Raw genomic sequence first — 22,359 nt, 5'->3', positions numbered from 1 at the left:
TGACTAAAGCAGGAACACGGTCGCCAGCCCCAGGAAGATAAAGAAGCCGCCGGTATCGGTCAGGGCGGTGATCAGTACGCTGGAGCCGACGGCAGGATCGCGGCCCAGTTTGAGCATGGTCATCGGTATGATCACCCCCATTAGTGCGGCTACCAGCAGGTTGAGCATCATGGCCAGCGTCATCACGCCCCCCATCGCCAGATCGCCATACAGCAGATAGGTGACCAGCCCCATGATGCCACCCCAGACTACCCCGTTGATGATGGCTACGCCCAGCTCTCTGAACAACAGGCGCGAAATATTGCCCTCTTCGATCTGATGCAGCGCCAACGCGCGCACGATCATGGTAATGGTCTGGTTGCCGGTATTGCCGCCGATACCGGCGACGATGGGCATCAAGGCAGCCAACGCCACCAATTGTGAAATGGTGTGTTCAAACAGGCCAATGACCCTGGAGGCGATAAAGGCGGTACAGAGGTTGATTGCCAGCCAGGCCCAACGGGTTTTCACCGCTTTGCTGACCGGGGCAAACACGTCTTCTTCCGGGCTTAACCCGCCCATACGACGCAGAGTGGTGTCGCTTTCTTCGTTAACCACGTCAACGATTTCTTCGATGGTTAACCGCCCCATCAGTTTGCCTTTGGCATCGATCACCGGGGCGCTGATCAGGTCATAACGTTCGAACGCGCTGGCCGCAGCCTCGGCTTTGTCTTCCGGCTGGAAAGTGGTGGGATCGCTGTCCATCACCTTAAATACCGGGGTTTGCGGATCGTTAAGCAGGATCGCGGTCAGCGGCAGTTCGCCTAACAGGGTATTTTTGCGATCGGTGACGAACAGTTTATCGGTGGCATCCGGGATGGCTTTACGTTGACGCAGGAAGCGGTGTACGGCCCCCAAAGAGACATCCGGGCGTACCGAGACCAGTTCGAAGTCCATCATCCAGCCGACGGTATCCTTACCGTAATGGACCATCTCGCGCACCTGCTCACGCTGCTCTGGCTCCAGTGAGGTCAGCAGGCGGCCCATCAGGTTACGTGGCAGGTATTGCGCCAGATAGGCCTGTTCATCGACATCCAGGGTTTTGATCGCCTTGAGCAGGTCTTTATCGCTCATCTCTTCGATCAGGCTATCCCAGACGGGTTCGGCAACTTCTACCAGGGTTTGGCCGCGCTTGGTGTTATCCACCAGCCGCCACAGCGCCAGGCGTTCATCTTGTGGCAACGCTTCTAGCAGGTCCGCCAGGTCAGCGGCGTGCATATCTTGCAGCAAGTGGGTGATTTCGGCGGTATGATTAAGCAGTTCGCCTTCGCTGAGTTGTTTTTCATCCCCTGGGCGGCCAAGAATGCCGTCAACCAAAGGGGTATTATTTAACAGTAGGCTTAGAATGCGCTGGCGATACTCAGCGACTTTTTTGACGTTATGTGTTGCGGCGGACATGGAATTCCTTAACGCTGACTTGGCACACCGGGTTCCTTTTAGACTATCTTTAAAAGATAGAGCATAGCGGCAGTTGGCGTGATTTTTATCAATCTGATGGTGCAGGGTCAGCAGCTTTGGCGTGCCGGTGACTCAGGGTGATGGTCGCTTGGTAGGGCAAGATAATCACCGATTATCCACGCGGGCTTCCTGGGTCTGCGGTTCAGGCAGCGATCTTTTTTCCTGATGATGGGGAATAGCGGCAATGGCGGCATACAGCAGGCGACCGACTAGAATGATGAAACTGATCAGCAGCACGACTTTGGTCATGCGCCCGGTTGTGGTCTTTCTCATGGTTCATTGAGCCCGTCGGTTTTTCCCATTGGCATTGTTTAAGCACCCTGTTGGGGCTGCCGCTGGAAAATGATGGTGGCGATTACTGTTGTTTGACGCATGCCTGCCATGGCTAACATTGCTTTAAATTGTAAATGGAATTCTAGGCTCTGATGACAAAAGATGTCCATTTATTTCCGTGCGTTTGACTGAGCAATTTAGCTGGGGTTTATGTCCACCCCTTTTTAAGCGGTCACTCGAAATGCATGGGATATAGATTTTGTCTGATTTTTTGTTGTCTATTAATAGGTTATTATCAGCCTATGAAGTGGCTTATGGATTTTTCTTAGCCTTTTCTCTATTAATTGATCGTGGTCAAATCTTAAGCTATCGCAGAGAATAGAATTCACAGCCATTCTTGATGCTGGAAGTGCATGTCTCAGCTTGCTCCCCGAATGGTTCTGTGGTGGGATCGGATCCTGCCTTTTCTGCGATTTAAAACGCTTGAGCGACGAAGTGAATCACGCCTTAGCGGATACAGTGTCTTGATGGGTATTTTAAAGTTCTGGAATAATTTACGTGACCGTTGGTGGGGGCAGCCTATCGTGCTGAGCCTGCTGCTGGTGCCGCTTGCAGGCTGGCTATCGCCACGCCTGATGCTGCCTGATGGCAAAGTGTATCTGGTTTATCTACCGCTGGTGGTCTGCTTTTCTTTGCTGATGGTTTATGACTGGCGTGCCATGCCAGGCATCGCTTTGGCTATCCTTATCCGCTACTCCAACCGTACCGGCAGCGAAGTCGACGTGATCATGACGTTGCTGTATGTGGGATGTCTGAGCATTTGCTGGTGGGGCTATCGCTGCCAGTCGCAGCGCCACTGGTGTGTGGGGCTCACCGAGTTAAAGCTGGGTAAACACCGGCTGATCTGGCTGGTGCTGATGCCGCCAGTGCTGTTTATTTTTGGTTTACAGCTGGTTATCGGCCTCGATTTGCTGCCGGATGAACTCGGCATGCTTTCCGGTAGCGGTAATCATTTACACGCACTGATCAATTTTCAGGCCATTTTGATTGGCTGCCTGTCATCCATGCAACTGTTCTATTTCGCCTTGCGGATCATTAAGAACCCCAAATTTGCCCGCGTTTTGTGGGGGCGGATCAGCCGTGAGATGGCGCCGTCGGTCAAAAAGAGCGAGCTGCAACTGTGGTTGGTGGTGCTGGTTGCCTTGGTGGGGGTGCTTGCCTACCACTCGGCAGATACCAACGCGATGCAGGTGCCCGACTACAGCCTGACGCTGTTATTGCCGGTGATGTTGTATAGCGCCATGCGCTTTGGTTATCTGTTCAACTGTATTATTTGGGCAGCAACCCTTCTGGTGCTGTTCTTTAACTATCCGGGTTATGTGCAATGGGACAGCCTGCTGCATAACCTGACCATGATCTCGTCAATGATGCTGGCGTTCACCCTCAGTATTTTGCTGACATCTGCGGTGCATACTCGCCAGCGGATGGATCATGCCAAGGCGCAAAACGCCTCGCTGAAAGATCCGGTCATCGGCTTACCCAACCTGCGCGCATTGAAGCGCGATCTGGCCAAGGTGCCGCGTTCTACGCTGTGCTTCCTGCGGATTTCCGAGCTGGATTTGCTCAGCCGGAACTATGGCATGCAGCTGCGCATCCGCTTCAAACAGAAGCTGGCGGGCAGCCTGCGCACGGTGCTGGAGGAAGGGGAAGACGTCTATCACCTGCCGGGGTACGATCTGGTGCTGCGGCTCAACGGTTCCGACGGTGAGGCCCGGGTGGCCAAAATCCACAGCACGCTAGAGAAGTTTCGTCTGGTGTGGAACGGTCTGCCAATCCATCCGCCGCTGGGAATTAGCTACTGTGGAGTCTATTCGGAAGTGGAACACCTGCATGTGTTACTGGGGGAATTGAGTTCGTTGGCGGAAATGTCTCTGACCAGTGGCCGGCCTGAAAACGTGCAGAACGATCATCATGTGGTTCAGAATGAAATCAAGCGCAAGGTCGCCTTGTTACACTGGGTGCAACGCTCGCTGGATAACGACGGTTTCATGTTGATGGCTCAACCGATTGTTGGGGTTCGTGGCGATTCTTACCATGAGATCCTGCTGCGTATGCTGGATGATGAAGGTAACGTCATTCCTCCCAACGAATTTCTACCGGTGGTGCATGAGTTCGGGTTGGCTTACCAGTTGGATATGTGGGTACTGCGCCAAACCTTGCAGTTTATGCAGCTCCATCGCGAAGGTATGCCTAGCGCGCGCTTTGCCGTGAATCTGTCACCGTCCTCGCTGTGTCGCCCGAGCCTGTGCCAAGACGTGCGCGATGCACTGCGGCAATATCAGATTGAGCCTTATCAACTGGTGTTGGAAGTGACAGAGTCTCATCTGGTGCAGGATGTGAAGTATGCCAAGAACTCGCTGAAAGAGCTGCGCCAGTTAGGTTGCCGCATTGCCCTGGATGATTTTGGCACCGGCTATGCCACCTACGATCGCCTGAAGGAGCTGCATGTCGATATCTTGAAGATCGACGGCAGTTTTGTGCAGGACATGCTGACCAGCAAGGTGGATTACCAGATCATTGCGTCAATCTGTAAGGTAGCGCTGATGAGAAGGTTGTCGATTGTGGCGGAATATGTCGAGTCGGCCGAGCAGCGCGATGCGCTTAAAAGCCTGGGCGTGGATTATATGCAGGGCTACTTTATCGGTAAACCTCAGTTGTTGGCGTCTCTGGTGCCGATGGAGCCACTACCGGAAGACGAAGAGTCTGACTGAGAATATGGCCCCTCACCCTACCCCTCTCCCACAGGGAGAGGGAACCGATCGAGCGAGGTTGAAATTGTAGTGATTCATCTTGGATGAGAGACGATCGAGTACGCTGATTTTTCTGCGCCATACCTTGGCTTTATTATTCAACATGTTATGAAGTAACGTAGCCAACCAAGTGCTCCGGTCAGCTCCCTCTCCCTGTGGGAGAGGGTTGGGGTGAGGGGGAGCAAACGGTTATGCTCCATCAGGATATCACCAGAAATTCAATGAATTAAGCCGCAGGTTTTGCGTCTGCGTCCTGTTCGCCTTCTTCTTCTATCACCAGTTTCCAGCCAACCACGTCATTCCAGTATTCCTGCTCGCGCTCAAAATCGAGCTGTACCAGGTTGTTCTGCGTCAGATAGCCCGCGGGGAAGCGCAGCGTCCAATGATTATCATCCGTTGCCAGACGCAGGGTTTCCGGTGTAGTGGTGGCCTGACGCTGATTGTTAAGCAGGGTGCTCAGGCGTAACAGCTGGATCAGCGGCAGATAGTACTTCTTCTTGAACAGGTTCAAGCGGGGTAACTCTTCGAGCTTGATCGCTTTACGCTGGAAACGCACCAGCGCCGACAGCAGCAACTGCTGCTCCTGGTTGAAGCCTGGCAGGTTGGTATTTTGCAGAATATAGGCGGAGTGGCGGTGCATACCGCTATGGTTGATGCTCAACCCCACCTCATGCAGCATGGCGGCCCATTTCAACAGCGCTTCCAACTGTGGCTGCACCAGCTTGGTATTTTGCGCCATCCACTGGGCGTATAACAGCTCGGTGGTTTCGAGCACGCGCTTGGCCTGCTCGCGGTCAATATTATAGTGATCGGCCAGGCTTTTGGCCGTGCGGCTGCGAATATCCTGGTGGCGGAAGCGACCTTCCATTTCATACAGCACGCCTTCGCGCAAGGCACCGTCGGACAGGCGCAGATCGCGGATTGCCAGCGCATCAAATACCCCACACAGGATCGCCAGCCCCGGCACAAATACCGATTGACGATCTTCCGACAGGCCCGGCAGGCTCAGGGCGCTGAAGTTTTTAAACTGCAACACCTGCTCAACCAGCAACTCCAGCCTTTCAAGGGTAATCAAACCGTCTTTTTCACCCATGGCCACCAAAACTTCGTGAGCGGCCTTGATGGTGCCAGATGCCCCCAAGGCATATTGCCAGCCCTGGATGCGGTATTGCCAGGCCAGGGTTTCCAATTTTTGTGCGGCGGCCAGGCGTGCCCGCTTAAAGTTGGTTTTGCTGATCTCCCCTTCAGGGAAGAACATGTGGGCAAAGCTCACGCAACCCATGCGGCGGCTCTCTGCCAGCAGAGGCTCGAAATCCTCCCCGATCACCAGTTCGGTAGAGCCACCGCCGATGTCGATCACCAGCTTGCGGCCTTTTTCCGGCTGAGTATGTTCGACCCCCATAAAAATCAGACGGGCCTCTTCCTGCCCGGCGATGATTTCGATCGGATAAGGGATCACTTTTTCCGCCCGCTTGAGGAACACCTCGGCATTCACCGCCTGACGCAGGGTGTGGGTACCCACGATGGTGACGTTATCCGCCGGGAACCCCTGTAATCGCTCGGCAAACAGCGCCAGGCAGGCCAAGCCCCGCTCCATGGCTTCTTCACTGAGCACGTTTTCGCTGTCCAATCCATCGGCAAGGTGTACCCGCTGTTTTAAACGGCCTAACACCTGTAAGGCGCCGTTAACGACGCGGGCGATCACCATATGGAAACTGTTCGAGCCAAGATCGATGGCAGCGATTTCCTGTGGCTTATTATTGGTTGCAGTGCTTTTTAGCGGCATAGTGGCTGGCCTAGTTGTCCGGTTGTTCCAGAGCTTTTAAATACTCATAAATGGCCACCTGTGCACGGACCTTACGGCGATTGCCACGCGGTACATACTGGTTGCTCAGTTCTTTATCGATATAGCGGGCCTTGACCGTATCGCTAAACAGCAGCTCCAGAATATCCAGAACGCGCTGCTTGAGCGCCGGATCAAGCAGCGATACTGCCACTTCGATACGGTAATCTATGTTACGGGTCATCCAGTCGGCGGAAGAGAGGTAAACCCGTTTGTCACCTTTGTTTTCGAAAACGTATACCCGATCGTGTTCCAGAAAACGGTCGACGATGCTGATAACCTGAATATTGTCACTAATTCCCGGCAGGTTGGGGATCAGCGAACACATGCCGCGCACCAACAGACGGATTTTCACGCCAGCAGCGGCAGCGGTATATAACCGATCTACCAGCCCTTTATCCACCAGATTATTTATTTTCAACATAATAGCGGCGTTTTCACCGGCTAATGCGTTGGCAATTTCCCGATCGATCAGATCGTACAGCATGCGGCGGGAGTTCTGCGGCGAAACCATCAGGTTGTCGAAGGAGACCGGCCGGTACGGATTTTCAATAAAATTGAATACCCGGCGTACTTCGTTAGTGATGCGCGAATCGGCGGTCAGCAGCGAGTAGTCGGTGTAGATACGGGCGGTTTTTTCGTTAAAGTTGCCGGTACCAATATGAGCATAGCGCACAATATCGTCGCCTTCACGGCGCGAGATCAGGAATAGTTTGGCGTGAATTTTCAGCCCCGGCGCGGAGAAGATCACGTGCACCCCGGCCTCGGTCAAGCGTTTGGCCCAGTGGATGTTGGCCTCTTCGTCGAAGCGTGCCTGTAGCTCCACCACCACGGTCACTTTCTTACCGTTATGTGCAGCATGGATCATCGATTCGATAATGCGTGAGTCTTTGGCTACCCGATAGATATTGATTTTTATCGCCAGCACGCTGGGATCGAACGACGCCTGACGCAGCAGCTCCAGCACGTGTTCAAAGGTGTGATACGGGTAGTACAGCAGCACGTCTTTTTCGCGGATGGCATCGAAGCCGTTGCGGAATTTATCGAACCAGATATGCCGCAGGCGCGGTAGCGGTCGGTTGACCAGATTGGCCTTGCCGACGTTCGGGAAGCTGATGAAGTCTTTAAAATTGTGGTAACGGCCACCGGCGATCACCGAGTCGTAGTTGGATATCCCCAGTTTGTTACGTAGCAGCTCTACCATCTCATTGGGCATATCGCGCTGATACACAAAGCGTACCGGCTCGGCGGTCAGGCGCTGTTTCAGGCTCGACGACATCAGTTCCAACAGGCTGGATTCCATTTCGGTCACCAGATCGTATTCTGCATCGCGCGTCATTTTCATCGAATAGGCGTTGAGCGCGTCATAGTCGAAGAAGCCCTTGAAGATGTCGTCCAGGCAATAGCGCAGGATGTTATCCAACAGGATCATTGGCTTGCGTCGGCGGGGGGCTTCCGGCGGCAGATTGACGAAACGGGGCACTTTGTCGGACGGAATTTCCAGTAACGCATAATCGATGCGCGTACCGCGAATGATCTCCACCGCCAGATAGGTGTAATCGTCCTTCAGGAACTGCACCAGATTGGTGTCGTGATTGATCAGGATCGGCGTGATGTGCTGGCGCAAATGATGCTTGAAGTATTGCCGCAGCCAGATTTGCTGGTTCTCTGACACCTGGCGCTCGTTGATCAGGAATATCTGGTTGCGCGCCATCTCCAGCAGCAGATCGTTGTACAGGCCGTCGAACTCCTGATCGGTCTTCAGCACCTTGGCCTGAATTTTTTTCAGCAGATGACGTGAAGCGCCACCTGAACCCTGTTCTTCGCTGATCAAGATGCGCCGTTTCAGATCGGCAAAACGGACTTTATAGAATTCGTCCAGGTTATTGGAGTAAATGCCCAGAAATCGCATGCGCTCAATCAAGGGATTGCTCTTATCTGCGGCTTCCTGCAACACGCGTTCATTAAAGGATAACCAGCTTAATTCTTTGTCGATGTAGAGCTTTTCCTGACCCATTGCTACTCCAGTTCAATTTTAGAAAAGGATCGGACTTATCGCCGAATACCGCTCTAGTGTCCTTCTTCATTATTGCGAGAGATTGACAACAATGTCCAACATATCTGCGGAGTTATCCCGCCGCATTGCCCGCCGCAAATTGTTATTCTTCCAGCATGGCCCTCGGCAACTTTGTCATGCAAACGTCACAAAACTGACATAAGATGCCCGGTTATCTTTGGGCGCAAGCCCGACAACGGAACCGACGACAGGCAAATGGCACAGACAACGCTTAACCAACATCCCCGGGATCGCCTGCGTGCGCACGTTGATCGTGGCGTACAAGGGGCCGTGACCGTCAGTGGGTTGCTGGTATTGATGACGCTGATGCTGATCTTTGTCTATCTATTGCTTTCGGTTTTACCGCTGTTCAAACCGGCCTCGCTAGGCACTTCACGCGTATTGCCAATGAGCTACAGCTCCCCGGCGCTCGCCATCGGGATGGACGTACAGCAGCGTATTGGTTATCGCATCGACCGCCAGGGGGAAGGGTATTTTTATCAGTTGCAGGCACCGAACCATAACCCTATACAGCAAACGCTATTGAGCCAGCCTACCTTATTGGCTCAGGCGGTTGGAGAGCGTGACCTGTTTGCCCTGGCGCATGCGGATGGCCGATTGGTGGTTGCCCAGGCCGATTTTGCACCGGCGGGCGGTGGTGAACCGCAGTGGCGTTTTCCGCTGGGGCAGGATCCCTTGGCATTTGATCCCCATGGGCATGCACTGACATTGCTAAGCCTGGCGCAAGTCCGCCAGGGCAATTTCCTGCTGGCGGCGGTAACGGACGACAACCGGTTGCTGTTGGGGCGTTTCAGCCCGACGCTTCAGGGCCAACCCGCGGAAATCCCTTTGACCACCGCACCACAACAACTGCTGCTAACGCCGGATGGACGCCAGCTTTATCTGTTAACCGGCAACCAACTGGCCCGCTATCAGATTGAAGGGGCACATCCGCAGCTGCGTGAGACGCGAACCTTGGGTGAACATCCTCCCTACCGCCTGACGGCGTTGCCAGGGGGGAGCGCATTATTGATCCAGGCTGGTGACGGTAGCCTGCGTGAATGGTTTGACGTGGAGAAAAACCAGCGCCACCAGTTAGCACCAATACAGCAATTTACCCATCAGACTTCCGCACAGGAGTTGTTAGTAGCCGAACCGTATCGGCGGGTGTTCGCAACCTTGCAGCCGCAGGGCGAGTTCGCCTTGTTTTCCAGTATCCAGTCCAAGCCGTTACTGAAGGACAAGCTCCCCGTCAACGTACAACAGATGGCGTTTGCCCCACGTGGCGACGGTCTGTTGCTGGAAACTGCCCAGGGTTGGCAGCATTATGCCGTGGATAATCTCTATCCAGACGTTACCTGGCGTTCACTGTGGCAGCGGCTGTGGTATGAGAACTACCCTGAGCCAGCGTATGTGTGGCAATCCACTTCGGGTGAAGATAGCTACCAGGCTAAATTCAGCCTGATGCCGGTGATCTTTGGCACCTTCAAGGCGGCAGCATACTCCATGTTATTCGCCATCCCGCTGGCGCTGGCCGGGGCGATCTATACTGCCTGTTTTATGTCAGCAGGGTTAAGACGGGTCGTCAAACCGGCGGTTGAGGTGATGGGCGCGTTGCCAACGGTAGTGATTGGGCTGGTGGCCGGTATCTGGCTGGCACCGATGATCGAGCGTTATCTGCTGGCCGTGTTGGCGTTGCCGTTCCTGTTGGCCGGGGTCGTGCTGTTATGCAGTTGGCTGGTTAACCGATTTACGGCGCGGCCTTGGTCACCGGGTTGGGATTTACTGTTGCTGTTACCGGTGGTGGTGCTGACCGTTTGGCTGGCGCTTGCCGTAGGGCCTTGGCTGGAGCTTAAGCTGTTTGGTGAGCCGCTGCACTTCTGGTTGGGCGAGGATTTCGATCAGCGCAATACGTTGGTGGTGGGCGTGGCGATGGGCTTCGCACTGGTGCCGATTATCTTTTCACTGGCAGAGGATGCGTTGTTCAGCGTGCCAGCCTCGCTTAGCCGGGGTTCGTTGGCCCTGGGGGCCACCCAGTGGCAAACCGTATTGCGCGTGGTGTTGCCTTCCGCCAGCGCCGGTATTTTCTCTGCGCTGATGATCGGTTTTGGCCGCGCGGTGGGGGAAACCATGATCGTTCTGATGGCCACCGGCAATACGCCGCTGATCGACGGCAGCCTGTTCCAGGGCTTACGGGCGATGGCGGCCAATATCGCTATCGAAATGCCAGAGGCCGTCACGGGCAGCAGCCATTATCGGGTCCTGTTCCTGACCGCGCTGGTGTTGTTCATCTTTACCTTTGTGTTTAACACGCTGGCGGAGGCGATACGTTTACGCTTGCGTAAGCGCTATACGCTGAACCAGGAGACACCATGAGAAGCTGGGTGAAAAGCGGCTCCCCGTGGATTTGGCTGACGGCGGCATCGGTGGCCATCAGCCTGCTGGCGCTGATCGGCATTTTACTGCTGCTGGCCGGGCAGGGGACGCGTTATTTCTGGCCTAGCCCAGTCTATCAGTTCGAGCTGAATCAGACGGCCGCAGGCCCGGTATCGGTAGTGGGTGAGCTATATCAACGGCAGACGATCTCGCGCCAGCAACTGCAAGACGCCGGTGTTGTGTTGCCACCAGGGGAAGCGCAGAGCTTTATCCGCTACCTGATCAAAGTGGGGAACCGGGAAAGCGAAGGGCAGGATTTCCGTACTTTGCTGGCCAGTGACGTCAGTAGCATGACTACCCCACGCGATTTATTAGTGTTGGAGCGTAACAGCAATGGCACCGCGTACGGCTATCTGGCTGGTTTACTGGAAGATGGCCAACCGTTGACCGGCAGCGATCTGAGCCAGGCGTTGCAACAGCGCTTGCCGCAAATTGCGGCGCTGACGCGACAGGCGCGCGATATTCAGTTCCGCGACATGGCACGGATTAACGAACAGTTTGAGCATTTACGCTTGCATGAAAAGAGCCTGCAGCGTGAGAATAAGCTGGATGCGCGCTGGCAAGCCTCTATCCGTGCCGAACGGCAGGAGTTGCAACGCCAATACCGCCAGCTTGCTGGCAAACTGCAAGGGTTGGAACGCGATCGCCAGCGTGATGCTTTACTGCTGCGCGACATGCACGGGCAGGTTCACACCATTCCCCTGAGCCAAGTGCGCGATGCCTGGTATCCGAACGACATGAGCAGCGGGCAGAAGCTGGCGCATTGGACCAAGCAAGTACAAAAATTCCTGACCGACAGCCCACGGGAAGCCAATACCGAAGGGGGCGTGTTCCCGGCGATCTTTGGTACCGTGTTGATGGTGATCCTGATGTCGATTGTGGTGATGCCGTTTGGCGTGATTGCCGCCGTCTATCTGCACGAGTATGCCGGTAATAATCTGCTGACGCGGCTGATCCGCATCTCTGTAGTGAATCTGGCGGGGGTGCCGTCGATCGTCTACGGCGTATTTGGTCTGGGGTTCTTTGTCTATATGGTGGGGGGCTCGCTCGATCGGCTGTTTTACGCCGACTCCTTGCCGAACCCGACGTTCGGCACACCGGGCGTGCTGTGGGCCGCCTTGACCCTGGCACTGCTGACCTTGCCGGTGGTGATTGTTGCCACTGAAGAAGGGTTGTCGCGTATTCCCGTTTCGTTGCGCCAGGGATCATTGGCTCTGGGAGCCACCCGGGCGGAAACCCTCTGGCGGATTGTGCTGCCGATGGCGGCACCGGCGATGATGACCGGCTTGATCCTGGCCGTAGCACGAGCGGCGGGGGAAACGGCACCGCTGATGCTGGTTGGCGTGGTGAAATCGGTACCGGTGCTGCCGGTGGACGATATTTTCCCCTATTTGCACCTGGAACGTAAATTCATGCACCTGAGCTTCCAGATCTACGATATGGCGTTCCAGAGCCCCAGCGTAGAAGCGGCGCGGCCACTGGTGTTTGCCACGGCATTCCTGCTGGTGGTCATTGTGGTTGGGTTGAACCTGACGGCAATGGGCATCCGGCATTCGCTAAGGGAGCGGTATAAAGCATGGTCGCAGTAACAAGGTTGAATCTTTTGGGGAGTGCCAAATGAGTCTGATAACGCCGGGCAGCCTACCCCGGCTGGATGTCCAGCAGTTGGCCGATGAGCAGACCGCGCTGGCGGTCAACGGCCTGGATCTGTTTTATGGTGACAAGCAGGTGCTGCACAATATTTCCCTGCGTATTCCCAAACACCGGGTGACAGCGCTGATCGGCCCTTCAGGCTGCGGCAAGTCGACGCTGTTGCGCTGCTTTAACCGGATGAACGATCTGGTGGATCGCTGCCGGATTGACGGCGAACTGCAGCTTAATGGCGAAACCATTTCCGGCCCGCAGATTGACGTTGCCGCTTTGCGGCGGCGCGTGGGTATGGTATTCCAGCGGCCAAACCCGTTCCCGAAATCGATCTACGAAAACGTAGTCTACGGCCTGCGCTTACAGGGAGTCCGTGACAGGCGTATTCTGGATGAAGCCGTGGAGCGATCCTTGCGTGCCGCCGCGCTGTGGCATGAGGTGAAAGATCGGTTACGGGAAAATGCGTTCCGTCTCTCCAGCGGCCAACAACAGCGGTTGGTGATTGCACGGGCGATCGCGGTTGAGCCGGAAGTGTTGCTGCTCGATGAGCCGACCTCTGCGCTGGATCCGATTTCCACCTTAACCATCGAGGAATTGATTTCGGTGCTGAAACAGCGCTACAGCGTGGTGCTGGTGACCCACAACATGCAGCAGGCCGCACGGGTTTCCGACTATACGGCGTTTATCCACCAGGGGACGCTGGTGGAATATAACGATACCGACGCGATTTTCACTTCGCCACGCCAACGCCGTACAGAGGATTACATCACTGGTCGCTATGGCTGACGGGTGAGGGGCTTAATTGGCATGCTTGCTCGGCTGTGGGGTCGGTTGTTCCTGCTGTTCAGGTTCAACCTTTTTCAGTGCGGTCACTTTTGCCTGAGCGGGCTGGGCTTGAGGAGGCGTTTTTTGCATCAACTGGGACTGGCCAATAAACAGGCCGCCTTTCTCGATGGAGATTTCGTCGGCGAAAATATCACCGCGCATGCTGCCCTTCGGCTGGATTGACAGCGAGTCGGCGAAGCAACGGCCTTCAACTGGGCCATTGATCGTGATCTGCTGGGCGCGGATTTCGCCTTTGACATGGCCGCTGGTTTCAATGCGTACCATGTGGCTGCAAATGATATTTCCCTCAACCCGGCCTTCGACAATGATATTGCCATCGCCTTCGATCACACCGGTGAACAGCGCACCATTAGAGATAAAGGTGTCCTTCTTGGCACGGATTGGCTTGATGGCGTCGGCAACTTCAGACAGGATGTTTGGCTCGGAGTGAGCAGCCGGCTGAGGCACGGGCTGATCGATCAGCTCCTGTGCTTTTTCCTCATTAACGGCTTTATTTTTCTTGTTGAATGACAGCATTTGATTCGTCCTTGTTATTTTGTAGATAAACGCCAGCGTTGCCAACAGTGCCAGAACCAAGGCGGCCAGCAGCGCGCGTTTTAAGTAGATACCGGTGAAGCTGATCCCTGTCAGCCAGAGAACGATGGACAGCGTCCATAATCCCCATATACACCATAATAAGTTGTAATTACGCATGTTTTTCAGGCCGTTTGAAGTCCATTCGCCGCGAAAGTGCGGGTTGCCAGGCGGCAGCCAGCGTGACGGTTCCTGTAGGGCTATCCGTAGTGCTCGGGATGATACCTAATATTGTCGCCTAATTCACCACTCGGTTGGCCAATCCGAGTCTATAGCCATGCAGAAATTAATTTATTATTTGTATGATTCACGATAATGAATTGATTTTTTAAATATATTAGCGTCGAGTGGACATAAACTATTAACTAGCTCAAACGTACAAGATTTCCTGTTGATCTTCATCTATCTGTCATCAGGGGGGATATTCATCGCCCCCTGCTTTCAACTTACTTCATCAGAGGCTTATCACCAGACTGGGCAGTCTTGAACTTCGCTAAATACTGTGGCTGGAAGATGCACATGCGCAGCACGGTGCGGTATGCGCCGCTAACGAAGAATTCGTCAATCAGTTCGCCTTCGACCTCAAAGCCCAGCTTGCTGTAAATATGGATCGCCTTCGGGTTTTCTTTATCGACGATCAAATACAGCTTATACAGGTTAAGTACCGAGAAGCCGTAGTCCATCGCCAGCTTGGCTGCGGTGCTGGCGTAGCCTTTGCCTTGATGAGCCGGATCGATGATGATCTGGAATTCGGCACGGCGGTGGATATGGTCGATCTCTACCAGTTCAACCAGCCCGACCTTGGCTCCTTCATGCTCGATGATAAAACGCCGTTCGCTCTGGTCGTGAATGTGTTTATCGTACAGATCGGAAAGCTCGACAAAGGCTTCATAAGGTTCTTCGAACCAGTAGCGCATGACGCTGGCGTTGTTATCCATCTGGTGAACAAACGCCAGATCTTCCCGCTCCAGCGGGCGTAGCCTGACGTTGGTGGTGCTCGACATACATTCTCCTCGGTTCATTAATCTGGCAAAATTATAACCTCAGGAGCTGATTGAAGGCGAAAAAAAACGGTACCGTGAAAGGCACCGTTTAGATTGCGGTTAAATTGCGGGTCAGTCGGCGGCATAACCTTGTGCTGACAGGCGTTCACCATCCAGCCAGGCAGCGTTATCGCGCATTGCCAGCCGCCCTTCGATAAACCAGCTCACCACCAGCGGGTATAGGGTGTGTTCCTGGGTCTGCACACGCTCAATGACCTCATCTTCCTCGTCACCGGGGAAGATCGGCACTTTGGCTTGCAGGATCACCGGGCCACCGTCGAGCTGCTCCGTGACGAAATGCACCGAAGTGCCATGTTCGGCGTCGCCGTTGTCGATAGCCTGGCGATGGGTATGCAACCCGGGGTATTTCGGCAGCAGGGAAGGGTGGATATTCAGCATACGCCCGGCATAGTGCTGCACAAAGGCGTTGCTGAGAATGCGCATATAACCGGCCAACACCACCAAATCGGGTTGGTATTGGTCGATAGCTTGCGCCAGCGCGGCGTCAAAGGCTTCGCGATCGGCAAAGTCTTTGGCATCCAGCGCTTGAGCGGCAATGCCAGCTTCCTCGGCACGCTGCAGGCCATATGCCTGCGCGTTATTGCTGAATACCGCCACGATAGTGGCGGCGATCCGGCCCTGTTGGCAGGCGTCGATCAGCGCCTGGAGATTACTCCCCTGGCCGGAGACCAACACCACAATCTTTTTCATCACTGGATGACCACTTGTTGTTCGTCAGAAGAAGCGGTCAGTTTACCAATCTGCCAGGCTTTTTCACCCGCGGCGGTCAATATTGCGATGGCTTTTTCTACCGACTCCTGTGGCAGCGCAATCACCATACCGACACCGCAGTTAAAGGTACGGTACATTTCATGACGGCTCACGTTGCCCGCCTGCTGCAACCAGCTAAACACGGCAGGCCACTGCCAGCTCGACTCGTCGATCACCGCCTGCATCCCTTCTGGCAATACGCGTGGGATGTTTTCCCAGAAGCCGCCGCCGGTCAGGTGAGCAATCGCGTGCACTTCCACTTTCTCGATCAATTCCAGTACCGATTTGACGTAAATCTTGGTCGGCTCGAGCAGATGGTCTGCCAGCGGTTTGCCTGCCAGATCAGTGGTGGTGGGGTCGGTTTTGCTCACTTCCAGGATTTTGCGCACCAGCGAATAACCGTTGGAATGCGGGCCTGAAGCGCCCAGAGCGATCAGCGCATCACCAGACTGTACTTTGCTGCCGTCGATGATTTCTGATTTCTCAACCACGCCCACGCAGAAACCTGCGACGTCATAGTCTTCACCGTGGTACATGCCGGGCATTTCCGCGGTCTCGCCACCGACTAACGCACAGCCGGACTGTTTACACCCTTCGGCAATCCCGGTGATCACGCTGGCGGCGGTATCCACATCCAGCTTGCCGGTAGCGAAGTAATCGAGGAAGAACAATGGCTCGGCGCCCTGAACCACCAGATCGTTAACGCACATCGCCACCAGATCGATACCGATGGTGTCGTGGCGTTTTAAATCCATTGCCAGACGCAGCTTGGTACCCACGCCGTCGGTGCCGGAAACCAGTATCGGCTCGCGGTATTTCTGCGGCAACGCGCACAGGGCGCCAAAACCGCCCAGCCCACCCATGACTTCCGGGCGGCGGGTCTGTTTCACTACACCTTTGATGCGGTCTACCAATGCGTTGCCAGCATCGATATCGACACCTGCGTCTTTATAGCTGAGAGAGGTTTTGTCGGTCACTGCGCGATCCCCACGACGGTTTGCGGTTTGAGAACGGTGCTTCCGGCGGTGATGCCGGAACCAGGCGCGGCAATTCTAACAGCGCAAGCAAACGTTTGCGAGAACCATGTGAGCCCGCTCGAACTTTTCGTCTTCTATACTGTTGATCACTCTTTTGTTGATCTCGATCCGGCTATTGGTAGTGGCGTCGGAAGCAAAAGGCGGTATAATCCGGCGATTTTTTTGGCCGTCAACCACCTTAATAGGAGAAAAATGATGAAGATCGTTGAGGTGAAACACCCGCTGGTTAAGCACAAGCTTGGTCTGATGCGCGAACATGATATCAGCACCAAACGCTTTCGTGAGCTGGCTTCTGAAGTGGGTAGTTTGCTGACCTATGAAGCGACCGCCGATCTGGTAACCGAGAAAGTTACCATCGAAGGCTGGTGTGGGCCGGTTGAAGTTGAGCAGATTAAAGGGAAAAAAATTACCGTAGTGCCAATCCTGCGTGCCGGTCTGGGCATGATGGAAGGGGTACTGGAGCACGTACCGAGTGCTCGTATCAGCGTGGTTGGGGTTTATCGTGATGAAGAAACCCTGGAGCCGGTCCCATATTTCCAGAAACTGGTTTCCAACATTGACGAGCGTATGGCGCTGGTGGTTGACCCAATGCTGGCTACCGGTGGTTCGATGATCGCAACCATCGACCTGCTGAAGAAAGCCGGTTGTAGCAGCATCAAGGTGCTGGTACTGGTCGCTGCTCCTGAAGGGATCGCCGCGCTGGAGAAAGCGCATCCGGATGTTGAGCTGTATACCGCGTCGATCGATCAATGCCTGAATGACAAAGGGTACATCGTGCCTGGCCTGGGTGATGCAGGCGATAAGATATTTGGTACCAAATAATAAATAAGCCGACCTGAGAGTCGGCTTTTTAATGCCCTTTGGATTGCCAACCCTGGTAATCCATTGAGCATTGATCACCAAGCCAACACAACTGATACTAACTCAGAGGAAAAACACCCCATGACCCGTCGCGCCATCGGCGTTAGTGAACGCCCGCCGCTGTTCCAGACCATCCCACTCAGCTTCCAGCATCTGTTTGCCATGTTCGGGGCCACCGTGCTGGTGCCGATCCTGTTCAAGATCAACCCGGCGACGGTGCTGTTGTTCAACGGCGTGGGAACATTGCTGTATCTGTTTATCTGTAAGGGCAAGATACCCGCCTATCTGGGCTCCAGCTTTGCGTTTATTTCACCGGTGTTGCTGCTGTTGCCGCTGGGGTATGAGGTTGCACTGGGTGGTTTTATCATGTGTGGCGTGCTGTTCTGCCTGGTCGCGCTGATCGTCAAGAAGGCCGGAACCGGATGGCTGGACGTGATGTTTCCGCCTGCGGCAATGGGCGCAATCGTTGCCGTTATCGGTTTGGAACTGGCAGGCGTGGCGGCCAACATGGCCGGATTGTTACCGGCGGAAGGTACCTCCGCAGACAGCACGACCATCACTATTTCACTGGTGACGCTGGGTGTTACCGTATTGGGCTCGGTGCTGTTCCGCGGCTTCCTGGCGATTATCCCGATCCTGATCGGGGTGTTGGTAGGCTATGCGCTGTCGTTCTTTATGGGCGTGGTGGATCTGACGCCAATCCGTGACGCGCACTGGTTTGCCTTGCCGACCTTCTACACGCCACGCTTTGAGTGGTTTGCCATCTTCACCATTCTGCCTGCGGCATTGGTGGTGATTGCCGAGCACGTTGGTCACCTGGTAGTCACGGCGAATATCGTCAAGAAGGACCTGCTGCGCGATCCGGGCCTGCACCGCTCAATGTTCGCCAACGGCATTTCCACCGTGATCTCCGGCTTCTTCGGCTCTACGCCTAACACCACCTATGGTGAGAACATTGGTGTCATGGCCATCACCAAGGTTTACAGCACCTGGGTGATCGGCGGAGCGGCAATTCTGGCCATTCTGCTTTCCTGCGTAGGCAAGCTGGCGGCGGCGATCCAGGTGGTACCGGTGCCGGTGATGGGCGGTGTTTCTCTGTTGCTGTATGGCGTGATTGGCGCTTCGGGTATCCGCGTATTGATTGAATCCAAGGTGGATTACAACAAGGCGCAGAACCTGATCCTGACCTCGGTGATCCTGATTATCGGCGTTAGCGGCGCGAAAGTGCATATCGGTGCGGCGGAGTTGAAAGGTATGGCATTGGCGACCATCGTCGGCGTCGGCCTGAGCTTGCTGTTCAAACTGATCAGCCTGTACCGCAAGGAAGAAGAAGTGATTGATGTGCCAGAAGAGCGACTGGACCAAAAATAATCGGCAAAGCTCTATTAGCTTGCTGGTAGAGCGGGCCTGATAGTGATTGTGCCAATATGACTCACCTTAACGGTGGGAATATTGGCTTCATGACCAGGCGATGTCTATTGAGTGCTTCTAGGTCCACTATAGCCTGCTTGCTGTGTCTTGATAGCAGGCTATTGGCACGGATAATTGGGCAACAGTGTAGTATATCTGCCAACGGTTGCCCGGTTATAACCGATTACAATAAAAGACCGGAATGTCGGTTTCATAGATAAAGTACCCTTGCTTACCTGCTGGGCGTATGGTGTAGCCTGACAGACTGTTTATTTTAGCAAAAACATCTGGCACAAGGCGTTTTTCGACATTCTCAGGAATGGTATCTCGGGCATACTTATTGATATAAAGGGTTTTGAAAAAATACAAACCATTATCGTCAACTTGGTAGCTGGCAATGACATCACGCCTGATAAAGTACTTGTTCATCCCATCATAAAAGTTTGCAGTTATTGAGAATTTACCTCTGCCATCATCTTTGTCACTGTCGCCTTTTAAATTTATTATAATGTTATAGTTGGCAACCACTTCAGGTTTTGGCACAAAAAATTTAAAATAAAGCTTAGACTCACAAGAGATAGTCTCTGTTTTGTTATCTAAATAAAGAAAGTAATACGCTACGGCCAGTATGGCACATATTAATATTACTAATGGAATAATGATTTTAGTTTTCATAGCCAGTCCAATGATATGATTTACAATTACTTCTAGCATCACCATCAATGCGGTTGTCACATAAGAAAATTGACTCTCGTTTAATTGCAGGATTTCCAAAGTAATACAAAGACTGGTTTCCTTCGTTATTACACTCTATGTTGTGATTTTCAATTCTTGATTTGATATATAAGAGGGTGAATCTTCCATTCTCTCCATAAATATCACAATTTTGATACTTCCCTATTAAGGTGTAATCGGCTTCTAAAGGTTTTTTGGTGTTATAAATGTAAATTGATGAGGCAATAATGAGGGTGAGAACCACCACTAAAGAATAGATACTGCGTTTTTTTAGAAAACCTGGTTTTTTCTTGGGTAACTCATTGATTGTTAATGCAGGTTTTTCTTCCGCCTGTTGATGTTGTTCTTGATGATCTTCTTGTTTTACGTATTCAACTTTATCCTGAAATGGCTCAATAGTAAATTCTTGCGGGATATTGAACCCGGAGCGCGGCGTGGTTTTAATAATGTTTTTATCTAATCCCAGTGAGCAAAGGTGTTTTCTCAGGATATAGATATGCTGATATAGGGTATTAGTGCCTACGATGACGCCTTTCTGTCCCCAAATGTCATCGATAAGCTCATCTGGCGAGACAATTTGATGATCTGCATCAATGAGTTTCTGTAAACATTTAGCCGCAGGGTTAGAAAGCTTTACTTTTACTTCTGGCTCATTAAGGTTGAAAATTTCCCCGTGATCATTATTGTAAACTATCTTTTTATCTATCAAATAGTAACCAACCATCTCAATCCTCTGAGTAATGAACGCCACCCTTAAGGATAAGATTATTCCCAGTGCATGTAAAGTCTTATCCGTATTTAGTACAATCCGCCGCATACTCATTGCCCAATGCGGGTGGGGATATAAGATGAAAAAACCGAGAGGTTTTAGGGGAAGTTACTCCGAAGTATTCTGACTGGCTACGCACGTCATGAGCGTTCCACCTCTGCGCCACATGTGAAGTACAATATTTATCTTGGTATCCCCGTTTTGCTCTGCATTCGCAAATGCGTATTCTGCTGACTGAGTCGGTGTGTCCCAAAAGACTTTAAATTATCCATCATCACGCTGATAGACAACTTGGATGAGTAGTCAAGCGGGCGCAGCATGCTGCGCCCATACAGAGCAAATCTGTTTATTGATTAGCGGGCTGAGCCGGTTGTTCGGTTTTACCGTCGGCTTGTTGAGCCTTATTGTCCATGCTGTTCTTGAGCTGTTCGGTTTTTGCCTTGGCCTGTTGCGCCAGATCGTTCGCTCCGTTGATCGCATCGGCCTTGATGTTTTTGGCTTGATCGATCAGCTGCTGGCTTTGTTTGTCAGCATCCTGTTTGATTGCTGCGGCCTTGGCCTTGGCATCATCAGTGAGGGCATCCGCCTGCTTGGCGGCGTCATCTTTAATGGCGGAAGCTTGGTCCTTCAGCTGTTCCGTCTGGGCCGCCGCGGCCTGCTTGATCTCTTCCGCTTTGGCCTTGGCATCGTCGGTCAGTTGATCCGCTTTCTTTTCCGCCGCATCTTTCATTTGTTCGGCACTGTCTTTGGCCTTATCCAGATGAGAATCGACCTTGGCATCATCGCAGCCCACCAGCAGTAAACCTACCATTGAGGCCAATAGCACTTTATTCCACGCTTTCACGGTCTAGCTCCTTTCGGTCATCTTCAATTTGTGCGATTTATCTTAGAACAGCTTTGCCGTATAAGACAAATTTGGCAACTAAATCGCGTTGTTCTCATGGCGGGTTCAACAGCGGTTGCTTTCTGTGGTAGACTCTTCGCGTTTTCCTGCCAGTTTTGGTTGAGGTGCTTTTCTGAATACGCCGGCACAGCTTTCACTGCCACTTTATCTACCCGATGATGAAACTTTTGCCAGTTTTTATCCGGGTGAGAACCCATCCTTATTAGCCGCGATCCAATCCGCAGTCCGTCAGGAGCATGGTAGCTACATCTATTTCTGGTCACGCGAAGGCGGGGGACGCAGCCATTTGCTGCATGCGGCCTGTGCCGAACTCTCGCAGCGTGGCGAAGCGGTAGGCTATGTGCCCTTGGATAAGCGGGCCTATTTTGTGCCCGAAGTGCTGGACGGCATGGAACAGCTGGCGTTGGTCTGCATCGATAACATCGAGTGCATTGCCGGTGATGAGGAATGGGAAATGGCGATTTTCAATCTCTATAACCGCATTCTGGAAACCGGCCGCACCCGCCTGTTTATCACTGGCGATCGTCCGCCGCGCCAGCTAAATCTGCATTTGCCGGATCTGGCCTCGCGCCTGGATTGGGGGCAGATCTACAAGTTACAGCCACTGTCGGACGAAGAGAAACTACAGGCGTTGCAGTTGCGCGCCAAACTGCGTGGTTTCGAACTGCCGGAAGACGTGGGCCGTTTCCTGCTCAAGCGTCTGGATCGTGAAATGCGCACGCTGTTTATGACGCTCGATCAGCTGGATCGCGCGTCGATCACGGCACAGCGCAAGCTGACCATTCCGTTTGTGAAGGAAATCCTGGGGTTGTAGCTAGCCGCCTATTCCCCATTCCCACTCTTTAGACTAT

Annotated in this window: 18 protein-coding genes and 1 pseudogene; 7 read left to right on the top strand and 12 right to left on the bottom strand. The window is 53.4% G+C overall.

All coding sequences use genetic code 11. The annotated features are described in order from the left end of the window. Positions 1–3 precede the first annotated feature (3 nt). Both mgtE and WN53_RS27000 read right to left on the bottom strand, forming a co-directional pair. A complete protein-coding gene (gene mgtE / locus WN53_RS00410; protein WP_024486372.1) occupies positions 4–1,437 on the bottom strand; it encodes a magnesium transporter in 1,434 nt (477 codons plus the stop codon). Between the two features lie 165 nt (positions 1,438–1,602). Beyond that, a complete protein-coding gene (locus WN53_RS27000) occupies positions 1,603–1,770 on the bottom strand; it encodes a YfgG family protein (protein ID WP_065686557.1) in 168 nt (55 codons plus the stop codon). A gap of 527 nt (positions 1,771–2,297) precedes the next feature. Between WN53_RS27000 and WN53_RS00405 the strand changes: the two genes are divergently transcribed. Further along, positions 2,298–4,541 carry a sensor domain-containing phosphodiesterase gene (locus WN53_RS00405; RefSeq protein WP_024486373.1) on the top strand — a complete coding sequence of 748 codons (2,244 nt, stop codon included), beginning with the start codon at positions 2,298–2,300 and terminating at the stop codon, positions 4,539–4,541. Between the two features lie 265 nt (positions 4,542–4,806). On the opposite strand, the gene ppx is transcribed toward WN53_RS00405, so the two are convergent. Together ppx and ppk1 are read right to left on the bottom strand one after the other, a co-directional pair. Further along, the gene (gene ppx / locus WN53_RS00400) at positions 4,807–6,366 is read right to left on the bottom strand and encodes an exopolyphosphatase (protein WP_024486374.1); all 1,560 of its coding nucleotides are present in this window, start codon (positions 6,364–6,366) and stop codon (positions 4,807–4,809) included. A 10-nt stretch (positions 6,367–6,376) separates the two neighbouring features. After that, positions 6,377–8,440: a polyphosphate kinase 1 gene (gene ppk1, locus WN53_RS00395; RefSeq protein WP_024486375.1), complete on the bottom strand. Its 2,064-nt coding sequence runs from the start codon at positions 8,438–8,440 to the stop codon at positions 6,377–6,379. Positions 8,441–8,695: 255 nt separating this feature from the next. Here ppk1 and WN53_RS00390 point away from each other — a divergent pair, with 255 nt between their 5' ends. From WN53_RS00390 to pstB, 3 genes are read left to right on the top strand one after another with little or no spacing between them, the layout of a single operon-like run. Beyond that, positions 8,696–10,855, top strand: coding sequence for an ABC transporter permease subunit (locus tag WN53_RS00390; protein ID WP_046807984.1), 2,160 nt, complete (start codon positions 8,696–8,698; stop codon positions 10,853–10,855). Then, complete coding sequence (gene pstA, locus WN53_RS00385) at positions 10,852–12,504, top strand: phosphate ABC transporter permease PstA (protein ID WP_046807983.1); 1,653 nt, start codon at positions 10,852–10,854, stop codon at positions 12,502–12,504. Before WN53_RS00390 ends, pstA begins: the two co-directional genes overlap by 4 nt. Positions 12,505–12,532: 28 nt before the next feature. Next, positions 12,533–13,345 (top strand): phosphate ABC transporter ATP-binding protein PstB, encoded by an 813-nt coding sequence (gene pstB, locus WN53_RS00380; RefSeq protein WP_024484912.1) that lies wholly within the window; start codon positions 12,533–12,535, stop codon positions 13,343–13,345. 12 nt (positions 13,346–13,357) lie between these two features. On the opposite strand, the gene WN53_RS00375 is transcribed toward pstB, so the two are convergent. The 4 genes from WN53_RS00375 to purM all read right to left on the bottom strand — a co-directional run bounded on the left by WN53_RS00375 (position 13,358) and on the right by purM (position 16,769). Next, positions 13,358–14,098, bottom strand: a complete 741-nt coding sequence (locus tag WN53_RS00375) for a bactofilin family protein (RefSeq protein WP_080949233.1) — start codon at positions 14,096–14,098, stop codon at positions 13,358–13,360. 326 nt (positions 14,099–14,424) lie between these two features. Next, positions 14,425–14,982, bottom strand: coding sequence for a spermidine N1-acetyltransferase (gene speG, locus WN53_RS00370; protein ID WP_024484910.1), 558 nt, complete (start codon positions 14,980–14,982; stop codon positions 14,425–14,427). A gap of 111 nt (positions 14,983–15,093) precedes the next feature. Then, positions 15,094–15,732, bottom strand: coding sequence for a phosphoribosylglycinamide formyltransferase (purN, locus tag WN53_RS00365; protein WP_024484909.1), 639 nt, complete (start codon positions 15,730–15,732; stop codon positions 15,094–15,096). Then, positions 15,732–16,769, bottom strand: coding sequence for a phosphoribosylformylglycinamidine cyclo-ligase (gene purM, locus WN53_RS00360; protein WP_021807122.1), 1,038 nt, complete (start codon positions 16,767–16,769; stop codon positions 15,732–15,734). The genes purN and purM overlap by 1 nt, the downstream gene beginning before the upstream one ends. 255 nt (positions 16,770–17,024) lie before the next feature. Between purM and upp the strand changes: the two genes are divergently transcribed. Next, complete coding sequence (upp, locus tag WN53_RS00355) at positions 17,025–17,651, top strand: uracil phosphoribosyltransferase (RefSeq protein WP_024484908.1); 627 nt, start codon at positions 17,025–17,027, stop codon at positions 17,649–17,651. Positions 17,652–17,771: 120 nt separating this feature from the next. Next, the gene (uraA, locus tag WN53_RS00350; protein WP_021178765.1) at positions 17,772–19,061 is read left to right on the top strand and encodes a uracil permease; all 1,290 of its coding nucleotides are present in this window, start codon (positions 17,772–17,774) and stop codon (positions 19,059–19,061) included. A 213-nt stretch (positions 19,062–19,274) separates the two neighbouring features. Here uraA and WN53_RS00345 read toward each other — a convergent pair whose 3' ends face one another. From WN53_RS00345 to WN53_RS00335, 4 genes and pseudogenes are all read right to left on the bottom strand, one after another. Further along, positions 19,275–19,775, bottom strand: a complete 501-nt coding sequence (locus WN53_RS00345) for a hypothetical protein (RefSeq protein WP_046807982.1) — start codon at positions 19,773–19,775, stop codon at positions 19,275–19,277. Continuing rightward, positions 19,765–20,559 (bottom strand): winged helix-turn-helix domain-containing protein, encoded by a 795-nt coding sequence (locus tag WN53_RS00340; RefSeq protein ID WP_158645258.1) that lies wholly within the window; start codon positions 20,557–20,559, stop codon positions 19,765–19,767. The genes WN53_RS00345 and WN53_RS00340 overlap by 11 nt, the downstream gene beginning before the upstream one ends. A 236-nt stretch (positions 20,560–20,795) precedes the next feature. Beyond that, positions 20,796–20,906, bottom strand: a pseudogene (locus WN53_RS28865) (IS200/IS605 family transposase); the annotation flags it as partial. Between the two features lie 44 nt (positions 20,907–20,950). After that, entirely contained in the window at positions 20,951–21,448 is a 498-nt protein-coding gene (locus WN53_RS00335) for a hypothetical protein (RefSeq protein ID WP_046807980.1), read from the bottom strand. A 172-nt stretch (positions 21,449–21,620) separates the two neighbouring features. Here WN53_RS00335 and hda point away from each other — a divergent pair, with 172 nt between their 5' ends. Further along, positions 21,621–22,322: a DnaA inactivator Hda gene (gene hda, locus WN53_RS00330; protein WP_024484905.1), complete on the top strand. Its 702-nt coding sequence runs from the start codon at positions 21,621–21,623 to the stop codon at positions 22,320–22,322. Positions 22,323–22,359 lie beyond the last annotated feature (37 nt).

The organism is Serratia fonticola, assembly GCF_001006005.1.
In the GTDB taxonomy this organism is placed as follows: domain Bacteria; phylum Pseudomonadota; class Gammaproteobacteria; order Enterobacterales; family Enterobacteriaceae; genus Chania; species Chania fonticola.
This window is presented reverse-complemented; position numbering and strand designations above follow the sequence as displayed.

Bases quoted from the DNA above. Each gene is read 5' to 3' on its own strand.
- mgtE (WP_024486372.1), bottom strand. From the start codon at position 1,437: ATGTCCGCCGCAACACATAACGTCAAAAAAGTCGCTGAGTATCGCCAG.
- WN53_RS27000 (WP_065686557.1), bottom strand. From the start codon at position 1,770: ATGAGAAAGACCACAACCGGGCGCATGACCAAAGTCGTGCTGCTGATC.
- WN53_RS00405 (WP_024486373.1), top strand. From the start codon at position 2,298: ATGGGTATTTTAAAGTTCTGGAATAATTTACGTGACCGTTGGTGGGGG.
- ppx (WP_024486374.1), bottom strand. From the start codon at position 6,366: ATGCCGCTAAAAAGCACTGCAACCAATAATAAGCCACAGGAAATCGCT.
- ppk1 (WP_024486375.1), bottom strand. From the start codon at position 8,440: ATGGGTCAGGAAAAGCTCTACATCGACAAAGAATTAAGCTGGTTATCC.
- WN53_RS00390 (WP_046807984.1), top strand. From the start codon at position 8,696: ATGGCACAGACAACGCTTAACCAACATCCCCGGGATCGCCTGCGTGCG.
- pstA (WP_046807983.1), top strand. From the start codon at position 10,852: ATGAGAAGCTGGGTGAAAAGCGGCTCCCCGTGGATTTGGCTGACGGCG.
- pstB (WP_024484912.1), top strand. From the start codon at position 12,533: ATGAGTCTGATAACGCCGGGCAGCCTACCCCGGCTGGATGTCCAGCAG.
- WN53_RS00375 (WP_080949233.1), bottom strand. From the start codon at position 14,098: ATGCGTAATTACAACTTATTATGGTGTATATGGGGATTATGGACGCTG.
- speG (WP_024484910.1), bottom strand. From the start codon at position 14,982: ATGTCGAGCACCACCAACGTCAGGCTACGCCCGCTGGAGCGGGAAGAT.
- purN (WP_024484909.1), bottom strand. From the start codon at position 15,732: ATGAAAAAGATTGTGGTGTTGGTCTCCGGCCAGGGGAGTAATCTCCAG.
- upp (WP_024484908.1), top strand. From the start codon at position 17,025: ATGAAGATCGTTGAGGTGAAACACCCGCTGGTTAAGCACAAGCTTGGT.
- uraA (WP_021178765.1), top strand. From the start codon at position 17,772: ATGACCCGTCGCGCCATCGGCGTTAGTGAACGCCCGCCGCTGTTCCAG.
- WN53_RS00345 (WP_046807982.1), bottom strand. From the start codon at position 19,775: ATGAAAACTAAAATCATTATTCCATTAGTAATATTAATATGTGCCATA.
- WN53_RS00340 (WP_158645258.1), bottom strand. From the start codon at position 20,559: ATGGTTGGTTACTATTTGATAGATAAAAAGATAGTTTACAATAATGAT.